We start from the raw sequence: 13,321 nt of genomic DNA, 5'->3' as shown, positions 1-13,321 counted from the left end.
ATGTCACTAAATTTCCCGCTGTTGCTGGTCATCGCCGTGTTCGTCTGCGGCCTGTTGGCGTTGCTCGATCTGCTGTTCCTGGCGCCACGGCGCCGGGCTGCCATCAGCTCCTATCAGGGGAGTGTCAGCCAGGCTGACATGGTGATCGTCGAGAAACTGAACAAAGAGCCACTGCTGGTCGAATACGGCAAGTCGTTCTTCCCGGTGTTGTTCATCGTGTTGGTACTGCGTTCGTTCCTGGTGGAACCGTTCCAGATTCCTTCCGGCTCGATGAAACCGACCCTGGACGTTGGCGACTTCATTCTGGTGAACAAGTTTTCTTACGGGATCCGCTTGCCGGTGATCGACAAGAAAGTCATCGAAGTGGGTGATCCACAGCGCGGCGATGTGATGGTGTTCCGCTACCCGAGCGATCCGAACGTCAACTACATTAAACGTGTGGTGGGCCTGCCGGGTGACCAGATTCGTTACACCGCCGACAAGCGTCTGTTCGTCAACGGTGAGTCGATTGCCGAACAACGGGTCGGCTCCGAGCCGGGCACGTTGGGCAGCGCTGAGCTCTACAAGGAAAAACTTGGCGTCGCCGAGCACCTGATCCGCAAGGAAATGAGCCGTTACCGCGCAACGCCGGACCATTCGTGGACCGTGCCGGCCGGACACTACTTCATGATGGGCGACAACCGCGACAATTCGAACGACAGTCGCTACTGGGATGATCCGAGTATTCCCAAGGACCTGCTGGGCATGGTTCCCGACAAGAATATCGTCGGCAAGGCCTTCGCAGTCTGGATGAGCTGGCCGGAACCTAAACTCAGTCACCTGCCGAATTTCTCGCGGGTTGGCCTGATCAAGTAATCACACTCGGCGCTGTTGAACACAGCGCCGAATGCATTTCTGGAACCGGCACAATCGGCGCCAGAAGCATGAAAACAATGATATTCAGGACGTAATTTTTGAACACAGCGTTAATTGTCCCAAGCCTGCGCCGCATTACGGCGATGGCGGTGGAATCCAACCACGAACTCAGCGTGGGTAAACCGTGAGCGTCTCCTTAAGCCGTCTCGAGCGTCAGCTCGGCTACACCTTCAAGGATCAGGAACTGATGGTCCTGGCTCTGACTCACCGCAGCTTTGCCGGGCGTAACAACGAACGCCTGGAATTCCTTGGTGATGCCATCCTTAACTTCGTCGCTGGCGAGGCGCTGTTCGATCGCTTCCCGTTGGCCCGCGAAGGCCAGTTGTCGCGTTTGCGCGCACGTCTGGTAAAAGGCGAGACCCTGGCCGTACTGGCCCGCGGTTTCGATTTGGGCGAATACCTGCGCCTGGGTTCCGGTGAATTGAAAAGCGGCGGTTTCCGTCGCGAGTCGATTCTGGCCGATGCCCTTGAAGCGCTGATCGGTGCGATCTACCTGGACGCCGGCATGGACATGGCACGCGAACGCGTGCTGGCCTGGCTGGCCGGGGAGTTCGAAGGCCTGACACTGGTCGACACCAACAAAGATCCAAAAACCCGCCTGCAAGAGTTCCTGCAGTCGCGTGGTTGTGAACTGCCGCGTTACGAAGTGGTGGATATACAGGGTGAGCCGCATTGCCGGACGTTCTTCGTCGAATGTGAAATCACCTTACTGAATGAAAAAAGCCGAGGTCAGGGTGTGAGTCGTCGTATTGCCGAACAGGTAGCGGCCGCCGCAGCACTGATTGCCCTGGGCGTGGAGAATGGCCATGACTGATTCAACTGCAACTCGCTGTGGCTATGTCGCCATCGTCGGCCGTCCCAACGTGGGCAAGTCCACGCTGCTGAACCACATCCTCGGTCAGAAGCTGGCGATCACCTCGCGCAAGCCTCAGACCACTCGCCACAACATGCTCGGTATCAAGACCGAAGGCGCCGTGCAGGCGATCTACGTCGACACCCCCGGCATGCACAAAGGTGGCGAGAAAGCCCTGAACCGCTACATGAACAAGACCGCTTCGGCCGCGTTGAAAGACGTCGACGTGGTGATCTTCGTGGTTGACCGCACCAAGTGGACCGACGAAGACCAGATGGTCCTCGAGCGCGTTCAATACGTAACCGGCCCGCTGATCGTGGCGCTGAACAAGACCGATCGCATCGAAGACAAATCCGAGCTGATGCCGCACCTGACCTGGTTGCAGGAACAGTTGCCGAACGCGCAGATCATGCCGATCTCGGCCCAGCACGGGCACAACCTCGAAGCGCTGGAGCGTGTGATTGCCGGTTACCTGCCGGAAAACGATCACTTCTTCCCGGAAGACCAGATCACCGACCGCAGCAGCCGCTTCCTCGCCGCTGAACTGGTGCGCGAGAAAATCATGCGCCAGCTGGGCGCCGAGCTGCCGTACCAAATCACCGTGGAAATCGAAGAGTTCAAGCAGCAGGGCAAAACCCTGCACATCCATGCCTTGATCCTCGTTGAGCGCGACGGCCAGAAGAAAATCATCATTGGCGACAAGGGCGAGCGGATCAAACGCATCGGCACCGAGGCGCGTAAGGACATGGAGCTGCTGTTCGACTCCAAGATCATGCTCAACCTTTGGGTCAAGGTGAAAGGCGGCTGGTCCGACGACGAGCGCGCCCTGCGTTCGCTGGGTTACGGCGACCTGTAACACCGGTTCCTGATACACCAGGGAACCCCTGTGGGAGCGGGCTTGCTCGCGAATAGGATGTAACATTCAGCATTGATGTTGACTGTTACTCCGCTTTCGCGAGCAAGCCCGCTCCCACATTGGTTTTGGGTTGTTTGTAAAACTGCGTTCCGCCATTGAGAACTCCATGTCCCAACCCCTCGGCCAACCCGCTTTCGTGCTTCACAGTCGCGCCTACCGGGAAAACAGCGCGTTGGTGGATTTCCTCACGCCGCAAGGTCGGCTGCGGGCGGTATTGCGCAGTGCGCGGGGCAAGGCCGGGACATTGGCCCGACCGTTCGTGCCGCTGGAAGTGGAGTTTCGGGGGCGGGGTGAGCTAAAGAACGTTGGGCGAATGGAAGCCGCCGGTGTTTCAACCTGGCTCAACGGTGAGGCCTTGTTCAGCGGCCTCTACCTCAATGAACTGCTGATCCGTCTGTTGCCCGCCGAAGACCCGCACCCTGGCGTGTTTGATCACTACGCCGCGACCCTGCTTGCGCTGGCCGAAGGCCGACCGCTGGAGCCGTTGTTGCGTTCCTTCGAATGGCGGCTGCTTGACGACTTGGGTTACGGCTTTGTCCTGACCACTGACATCCACGACGAGCCCATCGCGCCGGACGGTCTCTATCGTTTGCAAGTGGATGCGGGGCTCGAACGGGTCTACCTGCTGCAACCCGGTCTGTTCAATGGCACTGAACTGCTGGCCATGGCCGACGCCGACTGGTCCGCGCCCGGTGCACTGTCCGCCGCCAAGCGCTTGATGCGCCAGGCATTGGCCGTGCACTTGGGCGGTCGTCCGCTGGTTTCCCGAGAGTTGTTTCGAAAGCCGTAAATTCACCGTGTATGCTGTGCGCCGAACTTTTCCATTTTCAGGAGCGCTTCCGTGACCACCAGCAATCGCATTCTTCTTGGCGTGAACATCGATCACGTTGCCACCCTGCGTCAGGCCCGGGGCACGCGCTATCCGGATCCGGTCAAGGCAGCACTGGACGCGGAAGAGGCGGGCGCTGACGGCATCACCGTGCACCTGCGCGAAGACCGTCGGCACATTCAAGAGCGCGACGTGCTGCTGCTCAAGGATGTACTGCAAACCCGCATGAACTTCGAAATGGGCGTTACCGAAGAGATGATGGTGTTCGCCGAGCGGATTCGTCCGGCCCATATTTGCCTGGTGCCGGAAACCCGTCAGGAGCTGACGACCGAAGGCGGCCTGGACGTGGCGGGGCAGGAAGTACGGATTAAAGCAGCGGTGGATCGCCTGTCAAAGATCGGCTGTGAAGTGTCGCTGTTCATTGATGCTGACGAGCGGCAGATCGAAGCGTCCCGTCGTGTCGGCGCGCCCGCCATCGAGCTGCATACCGGTCGTTACGCCGATGCCGAGACGCCGTCCGAAGTGGCTGAAGAGCTCAAGCGTGTGGCGGATGGCGTGGCGTTTGGTCTGGCTCAAGGCCTGATCGTCAATGCGGGTCACGGTCTGCATTACCACAACGTTGAAGCAGTGGCCGCGATCAAAGGCATCAACGAACTGAACATCGGCCATGCGCTGGTGGCGCATGCGTTGTTCGTAGGGTTCAAGTCGGCTGTTTCGGAGATGAAGGCATTGATTCTAGCTGCGGCTTTGAAAGGCTAAATCGGCGGCGTCTTTGAAGGCAGCGAAGATTTAGAGCTGCGGGGTTTCCTGATTCGGCTTGGTCTTGTCGACGCCTGGCACATGCAGGTTGCCCTCGGCGACCTGATTGCCTTCAAGTTGCGGCTGCGTCACCCACGTCAGGATGTCGTAGTAGCGGCGGATGTTTGCCACAAAGTGAACGGGTTCGCCGCCACGGGCGTAGCCGTAACGGGTTTTGCTGTACCACTTCTTCTCTGACAAGCGCGGCAGGATCTTCTTCACGTCCAGCCACTTGTCCGGGTTCAGACCTTCCTTGGCCGCCAGTTTGCGTGCGTCATCCAGGTGACCGCCGCCAACGTTGTAGGCCGCCAGTGCAAACCATGTGCGATCCGGCTCCTGGATCGACTCATCCAGCTGATCCTTCACGTAGGCCAGGTACTTGGCGCCGCCCATGATGCTTTGTTTGGGGTCCAGTCGATTGGAAACGCCCATGGCCTGCGCGGTGTTCTGGGTCAGCATCATCAGGCCGCGCACGCCGGTCTTCGACGTGACGGCCGCTTGCCATAACGATTCCTGATAGCCGACCGCGGCCAGCAGGCGCCAATCGACTTTCTCTTTCTTGGCGTACGCCTTGAAGTGCTGTTCGTATTTGGGCAGCCGTTGCTGCAAGTGCTGGGCGAAGGTATAGGCGCCCACGTAGCCGAGAACATCGACGTGCCCGTAATAGCGGTCTTTCAGACGTTGCAGGGTGCCGTTCTTCTTCACCTTGTCGAGGTAGGTGTTGATCTCGTTGAGCAAGCTGTTGTCGTCGCCAGAGGCCACGGCCCAGCTCTGGTTGCTGGCGTCACCGAGGTCGAAGGCTACCCGCACCTTGGGGAAGTAGACCTGGTTCATCGCCACTTCGTTTGAGTCGACCAGGGTCAGATCAATCTGACCTTCATCGACCATCCGCAGCAGGTCGACGACTTCAACCGCGTCGGACTCTTCGTAATCAATGCCGGGGTATTTCTTTTTCAGCTCCGCCAACTGATCGGCGTGGGTGCTGCCCTTGAGCACCATGATCTTCTTGCCCACCAGATCCTTCGCATCGGTGGGCCGCGATTGGCCGTTGCGATAGATAATCTGCGGGGTGACTTCGAGATAGGAGTGGGAAAACCGAACCTGCTTTTTGCGTACTTCGCTGCTGACCAGGCCGGCAGCAGCGATCACTGGGCCGTTGGGTTTGCCCACCTGATTGAACAGGTCGTCGAGGTTGTCGGCGGTTTCGATTTTGAGTTCCACCCCCAGATCGTCGGCGAAGCGCTTCACCAGCTCGTATTCGAAGCCGGTTTCACCGTTGCGATCCTGAAAGTAGGTGGCGGGGCTGTTACGGGTAACCACCCGCAGCACGCCATCCTCCTTTACGCGCTCCAGCGTGTTGGGTTTATCAACACAGCCACTGAGCATCAGGAAGAGTCCGGTTGCGATCAGCCATTTGGCGTACCGCGGACGCAAAGCCGTTGGGGAGAACATTTGCGCAGTATACGCAAAGGACCACGAGCGCCATATCTCGACAGCGAAGGGCTTGTCTGCTAGAGAGCGATAAACCCGCGTGAAGCCCGCAGGAATGGGCTCGGACGCTAATGTATGACAGCAAAAATAACCCCTGGCATCACCTTGTTTCAGGCCCAAACACCCGGCCCGACGCCCGGGTGTAGCCGCCCGTACCGTTTCGGGTGATGTCGCGGGCTGTTTAGGCTAGAATGCACGGCCTCAAAGCACACCCCTTCCCGAGGCTGTCCCGAAGATGTTGATCCTGCGCGGCGCTCCTGCCCTTTCTGCCTTTCGCCACAGCAAACTCCTTGAGCAACTGAGCCAGAAGGTCCCGGCTGTCAGTGGCTTGTATGCTGAATTCGCTCACTTCGCTGAAGTCACCGGCGTCCTGACCGGCGACGAACAGCAGGTGCTCGCGCGCCTTCTGAAGTACGGCCCAAGTGTTCCGGTACAAGAGCCGACCGGTCGTCTGTTCCTGGTGTTGCCGCGTTTCGGCACCATCTCGCCGTGGTCCAGTAAAGCCAGCGACATCGCTCGCAACTGCGGCCTGACGAAAATCCAGCGCCTGGAACGCGGCATTGCGTTCTACGTCGCCGGCCAGTTCAGCGACGCCCAAGCGCAGCTGATCTCTGATGCGCTGCATGACCGCATGACCCAGATCGTATTGGGCAACCTCGAACAAGCCGCCGGCCTGTTCCGCCACGCCGAGCCGAAGCCGCTGACCGCGATCGACATCTTGGGTGGCGGCCGCGCCGCGCTGGAAAAGGCCAACACCGAGCTGGGCCTGGCCCTGGCCGAAGACGAAATCGACTACCTGGTCAGCGCCTTCGTCGGCCTGAAGCGCAACCCGCACGACATCGAATTGATGATGTTCGCCCAGGCGAACTCCGAGCACTGCCGCCACAAGATCTTCAACGCCAGTTGGGACATCGACGGTCAGAGCCAGGAAAAAAGCCTGTTCGGCATGATCAAGAACACCTACGTGATGCACAGCGAAGGCGTGCTGTCTGCTTACAAGGACAACGCTTCGGTGATTGTCGGTAACGTTGCCGGCCGTTTCTTCCCGGACCCTGAAACCCGTCAGTACGGCGCGGTACAGGAGCCGGTGCACATCCTGATGAAAGTCGAAACTCACAACCACCCGACTGCGATTGCCCCGTTCCCGGGCGCGTCCACCGGCTCAGGCGGCGAGATTCGCGACGAAGGCGCTACCGGTCGTGGCGCTAAGCCAAAGGCTGGCCTGACCGGTTTCACCGTGTCCAACCTGCAAATCCCGGGTTTCGAACAGCCGTGGGAAGTGCCGTACGGCAAACCTGAGCGCATCGTTACCGCGCTGGACATCATGATCGAAGGCCCTCTGGGTGGCGCCGCGTTTAACAACGAATTCGGTCGTCCGGCCCTGACCGGTTATTTCCGTACCTTCGAACAGTCGATCACCACTCCGCGTGGCGACGAAGTTCGCGGTTACCACAAGCCGATCATGCTGGCCGGCGGTATGGGTAACATCCGTGCCGAGCACGTGCAGAAAGGCGAGATCACCGTAGGCTCCAAGCTGATCGTGCTCGGTGGACCGGCGATGTTGATCGGTCTGGGCGGCGGTGCGGCTTCCTCCATGGCCACGGGCACCAGCTCGGCAGACCTGGACTTTGCTTCCGTACAACGCGAAAACCCTGAGATGGAACGTCGCTGCCAGGAAGTCATCGACCGTTGCTGGCAGTTGGGGGATCGCAACCCGATCAGCTTCATCCATGACGTGGGCGCGGGCGGTCTGTCCAACGCCTTCCCGGAACTGGTCAACGACGGTAATCGTGGCGGTCGCTTCGAGCTGCGCAACATTCCAAACGACGAGCCGGGCATGGCCCCGCACGAAATCTGGAGTAACGAATCCCAGGAACGCTACGTTCTGGCGGTCGGCCCGGCTGACTTCGAACGCTTCCAGGCGATCTGCGAACGTGAGCGTTGCCCGTTTGCTGTCGTCGGCGAAGCCACTGCCGAGCCGCAACTGACGGTCACCGACAGCCACTTCGGCAACAGCCCGGTGGACATGCCACTCGAAGTGCTGCTGGGCAAAGCCCCGCGCATGCACCGTTCGGCCGTTCGCGAAAACGAACTGGGCGACGACTTCGATCCAAGCACGCTGGAAATTGCAGACTGCGTAGAGCGCGTTCTGCATCACCCGGCCGTGGCCAGCAAAAGCTTCCTGATCACCATCGGCGACCGCACCATCACCGGCCTCGTTGCCCGTGATCAGATGGTCGGCCCGTGGCAGGTTCCGGTGGCCGACGTTGCCGTCACCGCGACCAGCTTCGACGTTTACACCGGTGAAGCCATGGCCATGGGCGAGCGCACTCCGCTGGCACTGCTGGACGCTCCGGCGTCGGGTCGCATGGCCATCGGCGAAACCCTGACCAACATCGCGGCTTCGCGCATCAACAAGATCTCCGACATCAAACTGTCGGCCAACTGGATGTCCGCTGCCGGTCACCCGGGTGAAGACGCGCGTCTGTACGACACCGTGAAAGCGGTCGGCATGGAACTGTGCCCTGAGCTGGGCATTACCATTCCGGTGGGCAAGGACTCCATGTCCATGGCCACCCGCTGGAACGACGAAGGCGTCGACAAGACCGTGACCTCGCCGATGTCGCTGATCGTGACCGGTTTCGCGCCTGTGGCTGACATCCGTCAGACCATGACCCCGGAACTGCGCATGGACAAGGGCACCACCGACCTGATCCTGATCGATCTGGGCCGTGGCCAGAACCGCATGGGCGCCTCGATCCTGGCTCAGGTTCACGGCAAGCTCGGCTCGCAAGCGCCGGACGTCGATGACTCCGAAGACCTCAAAGCCTTCTTCGCCGTGATCCAGGGCCTCAACGCCGACGGTCACCTGTTGGCCTACCATGACCGTTCCGACGGTGGTCTGCTGACCAGCGTGGTGGAAATGGCCTTCGCCGGCCACTGCGGCCTGAGCCTGAACCTCGACGGTCTGGCAGAAACCTCCGCCGACATCGCCGCGATCCTGTTCAACGAAGAACTGGGCGCTGTGATCCAGGTTCGTCAGGACGCCACCCCGGACATCCTCGCGCAGTTCAGCGCGGCCGGTCTGGGTGACTGCGTTTCGGTGGTCGGTCAGCCAATGAACAACGGCCAGATCAACATCACCTTCAACGGCGAAACCGTGTTCGAAGGTCAGCGTCGCCTGTTGCAACGTCAGTGGGCTGAAACCAGCTACCAGATCCAGCGTCTGCGTGATAACGCCGATTGCGCCGAACAAGAGTTCGACGTGCTGCTGGAAGAAGACAACCCGGGCCTGAGCGTCAAGCTGAGCTACGACGTCAATCAGGACATCGCCGCGCCTTACATCAAGAAAGGCATTCGCCCACAAGTTGCCGTATTGCGTGAGCAGGGCGTCAACGGTCAGGTGGAAATGGCGGCCGCGTTCGACCGCGCCGGTTTCAACGCGATCGACGTGCACATGAGCGACATTCTGGCCGGCCGTGTCGACCTGAACGAGTTCAAAGGTCTGGTGGCCTGCGGCGGTTTCTCCTACGGCGACGTCCTGGGTGCCGGTGAAGGCTGGGCCAAGTCTGCGCTATTCAACAGCCGCGCTCGCGATGCGTTCCAGGGCTTCTTCGAACGTAACGACAGCTTCACCCTCGGCGTGTGCAACGGTTGCCAGATGATGTCCAACCTGCACGAGCTGATTCCGGGCAGCGAGTTCTGGCCGCACTTTGTGCGTAACCGTTCCGAGCAGTTTGAAGCGCGTGTGGCGATGGTTCAGGTTCAGGAGTCGAACTCGATCTTCCTGCAGGGCATGGCCGGTTCGCGTATGCCGATCGCGATCGCTCACGGTGAAGGTCATGCTGAGTTCGCCAGCGAAGAAGCGTTGCTGGAAGCCGATCTGTCGGGTTGCGTAGCGATGCGTTTTGTCGACAACCACGGCAAGGTCACCGAAAACTACCCGGCCAACCCGAACGGCTCGCCGCGCGGGATCACCGGTTTGACCAGCCGCGACGGTCGCGTGACGATCATGATGCCGCACCCGGAGCGTGTGTTCCGCGCGGTGCAGAACTCGTGGCGTTCGGAAGACTGGAACGAAGACGCACCTTGGATGCGTATGTTCCGGAATGCTCGGGTCTGGGTAAACTAAAAGCGGGTTAACTAAGCGCGATGTATAAGCTCAGTTTTTTTGTTCCGGCCAGTCATGTCGAGGTGGTCAAAAGCGCTGTGTTCGCCGCGGGTGGTGGGCGGATCGGGGCTTATGATCACTGCGCGTGGCAGGTGTTGGGTCTGGGTCAGTTTCGGCCTTTGGATGGCAGCCAGCCGTTTATTGGTGAAGCAGGGCAGGTCGAGCAGGTTGAGGAATGGAAGGTTGAGCTTGTGGTCAGTGATGAGTTGATTCGCTCTGTGGTGGTGGCTCTGAAGCAGAGCCACCCCTACGAGACGCCGGCTTATGAAGTGTGGCGGTTGGAGGATTTCTGATCTTGCCGACCGCTGAAATGAGAAACCCGCTGAATGAGCGTTCAGCGGGTTTTTTGTTGTTCGGGATTTAATAACGGCTACATCGCTCGAGGAAATATCCGACAACCTTTTCAGGTTGTCCGTCGGAAGTGCCAAGTCCAGCCTTTGTCCCTCACAAACACTTCAATCCACTTGAGGTTCAAAGATGGAATTGCCGGACGCAATTACTCCCAGGGTTAACTCGAACACTGCGCTTGGGTAGGCGCTAATTTCGATGTTCAAATCCGTCGAGTTGGAACTGGTCGGTGAGCGGGCAGAGCCAGGGGCGGTCAAGGTTATCGTGTTCGGAGGGTGCGCCGTTCACCTCTACACTCATCACCGCGTGTCAACTGATGTTGACGCTGAGATTTACTATGCAAATCTCCCACAGAGTCTTCACCTACAGACCTTGCTCGCAGAAGTACCAGAACAATTTGTTGATGAGCAATCCGGCCGGTTGATGGAGCTGAACTACGATCTTCAATACAACACCAGCTTCGGTCCAATTCATGAAGACTACTGGGAACGGAGTCTTCCCCTTGCAGATTTCTCCATAGAGTCACCGCTGCATGTCCATATTGCTGCTCCTGTCGACATCGCAATATCCAAACTAGGTAGAGCGACAGACCAGGATATTGGCGACGTCATGGCGCTGCTCCGGGCGGGTTTTATACTGACCACTGAACTCCGTCGTCTGGCATTGCAGGCAATTGATGTATATGTTGGCAACAAAGAGCCACCGACCTCCGTTCTCACCAATATCTTGCAAGATTACCTGGAGACTACAGATGGCGACGCCCCATAGCGGCCACGTCCTCTCATCCGCCTTGGACACCTTGGTCAAAAAACCTTTGAATCAAGCAGATGACGCTGCGCTGGTGCGCGCAGCTAAAGTTGTCTGGTATTCGAAGGATGACCTTGTGAGTGAAGTCGAAGCCTTCCTGAGTCTTCACGCTGACGAGCTCGAAGTTCGCCGCGCAGGTTATTTGCTCGAGCGGTTCACGCGCTTTGCATGTGTTTCTGATAGCCGTGTCTTGGAAGCCTTCGGCGCTCTTAAGCTTTTTTTACGCTCGACGTCCAGACTGGAAGTGAGGTCGCAGGTAGCGACTGTTCCGCTTCGCAAGCGCCGCGATGAGCTCGCGGCTTCTTGGGGGCTGAGTGAGGGGCTTGGTCTTAAGGCTCAGACTCTCATGCCTTTCCAGACTCGACATTACGAAGCTGAGCAGCACGCCACGTCTGCTTGAGTTTATGTGGTACTACGCCGAACCATTGTGGGAGCGAGCTTGCTCGCGATGACTGATTGTCAGGCCGCCAAGATCTAAACCTTGGCACTCACCTCACTACGATTAACCAAAACCTCCAGCGCCCCACTTAAACTCGGCGCCTTGTCACCAATCAGTAGATGCCAAACCCCTCCGTCCAACTGGCTGACGCCCTGACAACCCAGCGTCGTCAAATCACACTCCGACAACGCCTTGCCATCCGCCAGTTGCAGCCGGATCCGGGTCATGGCGATGCAATCCATCTGCAGCACGTTCTCGCCACCGCCCAACGCATTCAGCCATTGCTGCGCTTGCGGCGTTGTCACCGCAGCAGGTTGCGGCGCATCGACAGCAGCAGCGGGGGAGGACACGACTGCGCGGCCCAAAGCCGGCATCGCCAAGCGAATCTCATCAGCAATGCTGTCCGCCATTGGCCCGACCACGACCTGCAAACTCCCGCCCTTGCCCGGCCGCACAACCGCCATCGCGCCCAGCGCTTTCAACGCCGCATCGTTTGCCTTGTTGCGATCCACCATGTCCAGCCGCAACCGTGTGGTACACGCCCCGACAGTAATCAAATTCTGCGCACCACCCAGCGCCTTGATGTAAGCCCCGGCTCGCTCATTCTCGGCGACCACAACCCTGTCGCCCGTCGACACCTCTTCGCGCCCCGGCGTCTTGAGATTGAAGCGGCGGATACAGAAATCAAACACGGCGTAGTAGATCACCGCATACACCAGCCCGACCGGTATCACCAACCAGCCGTTGGTGGATTTACCCCAGCCGAGAATCATGTCGATGAAGCCACCGGAAAACGTAAACCCGAGGTGGATGTTCAGCAGGTTGGTGATCGCCATCGACAGGCCAGTCAGCAACGCATGCACTAGATAAAGCAGTGGCGCGAGGAACATGAAGGCGAATTCGATCGGTTCCGTCACACCCGTTAAAAATGACGTCAGCGCCATCGACAGGAAGATCCCGCCCATGACCTTGCGGCGCTCCGGCAAGGTATTGCGGTACATCGCCAGGCACGCGGCGGGCAGGCCGAAGATCATCATCGGGAACATGCCGGTCATGAACTGGCCGCCCTTCGGGTCGCCGGCGAAGTAGCGCGACAGGTCGCCGGTGACGATGGCGCCCGTGGTCGGGTCGGTGAAGTTGCCGAAGACGAACCACGCCATGTTGTTGAGGATGTGATGCAACCCGGTGACGATCAGCAGGCGGTTGAACACGCCGAAGACGAACGCGCCGAAGCTGCCGCTCTCCATCATCAACGTGCCGAAGCTGTTGATGCCGTGCTGGATCGGTGGCCAGATCAGGCCGAAGATTACGCCGAGGCCGACGGCGGCGAACCCGGTGACAATCGGCACGAAGCGCCGGCCGCCGAAGAACGCCAGGTATTCCGGCAGCTTGATGTCCTTGAAGCGGTTGTACAGCGCGCCGGCCATCAGGCCGCTGACGATCCCGGCGAGCATGCCCATGTTGATGCTCGCGTCCAGCACCTTGAGGGTGGAGATCATCACCAGGTAGCCAATCACTCCGGCGAGGCCTGCCGTGCCGTTGTTGTCCTTGGCGAAACCGACCGCGATGCCGATGGCGAAGATCATCGCCAAGTTCGCGAAGATCACCTGGCCGGCGTCGTGAATGATCGCGATGTTCAGCAGGTCGGTGTCACCCAAACGCAGCAACAGACCGGCAATCGGCAGGATCGCGATCGGCAGCATCAGCGCGCGGCCGAGGCGCTGCAGGCCTTCGATGAAGTATTGGTACATGGC

The 13,321-nt window shown here is 59.4% G+C and carries 11 protein-coding genes; 9 read left to right on the top strand and 2 right to left on the bottom strand.

Translation table 11 applies throughout. The annotated features are described in order from the left end of the window. The 5 genes from lepB (at position 1) to pdxJ (ending at position 4,272) form a co-directional block, all read left to right on the top strand. Positions 1–855, top strand: coding sequence for a signal peptidase I (lepB, locus tag ACYZTU_RS23600; RefSeq protein ID WP_461965943.1), 855 nt, complete (start codon positions 1–3; stop codon positions 853–855). Positions 856–1,039: 184 nt separating this feature from the next. Then, the gene (rnc, locus tag ACYZTU_RS23595) at positions 1,040–1,729 is read left to right on the top strand and encodes a ribonuclease III (protein WP_033053426.1); all 690 of its coding nucleotides are present in this window, start codon (positions 1,040–1,042) and stop codon (positions 1,727–1,729) included. Beyond that, positions 1,722–2,624, top strand: coding sequence for a GTPase Era (gene era / locus ACYZTU_RS23590; protein ID WP_128870815.1), 903 nt, complete (start codon positions 1,722–1,724; stop codon positions 2,622–2,624). The genes rnc and era overlap by 8 nt, the downstream gene beginning before the upstream one ends. A gap of 166 nt (positions 2,625–2,790) precedes the next feature. Then, positions 2,791–3,474 carry a DNA repair protein RecO gene (recO, locus tag ACYZTU_RS23585; protein WP_461965941.1) on the top strand — a complete coding sequence of 228 codons (684 nt, stop codon included), beginning with the start codon at positions 2,791–2,793 and terminating at the stop codon, positions 3,472–3,474. A gap of 51 nt (positions 3,475–3,525) precedes the next feature. Next, positions 3,526–4,272 carry a pyridoxine 5'-phosphate synthase gene (gene pdxJ, locus ACYZTU_RS23580; protein ID WP_461965939.1) on the top strand — a complete coding sequence of 249 codons (747 nt, stop codon included), beginning with the start codon at positions 3,526–3,528 and terminating at the stop codon, positions 4,270–4,272. 30 nt (positions 4,273–4,302) lie between these two features. On the opposite strand, the gene mltF is transcribed toward pdxJ, so the two are convergent. After that, entirely contained in the window at positions 4,303–5,763 is a 1,461-nt protein-coding gene (gene mltF / locus ACYZTU_RS23575) for a membrane-bound lytic murein transglycosylase MltF (RefSeq protein WP_461965937.1), read from the bottom strand. A gap of 274 nt (positions 5,764–6,037) precedes the next feature. Here mltF and purL point away from each other — a divergent pair, with 274 nt between their 5' ends. The 4 genes from purL to ACYZTU_RS23555 all read left to right on the top strand — a co-directional run bounded on the left by purL (position 6,038) and on the right by ACYZTU_RS23555 (position 11,528). Further along, positions 6,038–9,934: a phosphoribosylformylglycinamidine synthase gene (gene purL, locus ACYZTU_RS23570; RefSeq protein WP_461965935.1), complete on the top strand. Its 3,897-nt coding sequence runs from the start codon at positions 6,038–6,040 to the stop codon at positions 9,932–9,934. Between the two features lie 20 nt (positions 9,935–9,954). Next, entirely contained in the window at positions 9,955–10,266 is a 312-nt protein-coding gene (locus ACYZTU_RS23565; RefSeq protein ID WP_461965933.1) for an NGG1p interacting factor NIF3, read from the top strand. Positions 10,267–10,519: 253 nt separating this feature from the next. Then, entirely contained in the window at positions 10,520–11,089 is a 570-nt protein-coding gene (locus ACYZTU_RS23560; protein WP_461965931.1) for a DUF6036 family nucleotidyltransferase, read from the top strand. Continuing rightward, positions 11,073–11,528 carry a hypothetical protein gene (locus ACYZTU_RS23555; protein WP_282382543.1) on the top strand — a complete coding sequence of 152 codons (456 nt, stop codon included), beginning with the start codon at positions 11,073–11,075 and terminating at the stop codon, positions 11,526–11,528. Before ACYZTU_RS23560 ends, ACYZTU_RS23555 begins: the two co-directional genes overlap by 17 nt. Before the next feature lie 74 nt (positions 11,529–11,602). On the opposite strand, the gene nagE is transcribed toward ACYZTU_RS23555, so the two are convergent. Further along, positions 11,603–13,318 carry an N-acetylglucosamine-specific PTS transporter subunit IIBC gene (gene nagE / locus ACYZTU_RS23550; protein ID WP_461965929.1) on the bottom strand — a complete coding sequence of 572 codons (1,716 nt, stop codon included), beginning with the start codon at positions 13,316–13,318 and terminating at the stop codon, positions 11,603–11,605. Positions 13,319–13,321 lie beyond the last annotated feature (3 nt).

It is taken from the genome of Pseudomonas sp. HLT2-19-2, from assembly GCF_054898005.1.
This window is presented reverse-complemented; position numbering and strand designations above follow the sequence as displayed.

Coding starts and splice junctions, on each gene's coding strand:
- ACYZTU_RS23555 (WP_282382543.1), top strand. CDS start 11,073: ATGGCGACGCCCCATAGCGGCCACGTCCTCTCATCCGCCTTGGACACC.
- era (WP_128870815.1), top strand. CDS start 1,722: ATGACTGATTCAACTGCAACTCGCTGTGGCTATGTCGCCATCGTCGGC.
- ACYZTU_RS23565 (WP_461965933.1), top strand. CDS start 9,955: ATGTATAAGCTCAGTTTTTTTGTTCCGGCCAGTCATGTCGAGGTGGTC.
- recO (WP_461965941.1), top strand. CDS start 2,791: ATGTCCCAACCCCTCGGCCAACCCGCTTTCGTGCTTCACAGTCGCGCC.
- ACYZTU_RS23560 (WP_461965931.1), top strand. CDS start 10,520: ATGTTCAAATCCGTCGAGTTGGAACTGGTCGGTGAGCGGGCAGAGCCA.
- purL (WP_461965935.1), top strand. CDS start 6,038: ATGTTGATCCTGCGCGGCGCTCCTGCCCTTTCTGCCTTTCGCCACAGC.
- lepB (WP_461965943.1), top strand. CDS start 1: ATGTCACTAAATTTCCCGCTGTTGCTGGTCATCGCCGTGTTCGTCTGC.
- mltF (WP_461965937.1), bottom strand. CDS start 5,763: ATGTTCTCCCCAACGGCTTTGCGTCCGCGGTACGCCAAATGGCTGATC.
- nagE (WP_461965929.1), bottom strand. CDS start 13,318: ATGTACCAATACTTCATCGAAGGCCTGCAGCGCCTCGGCCGCGCGCTG.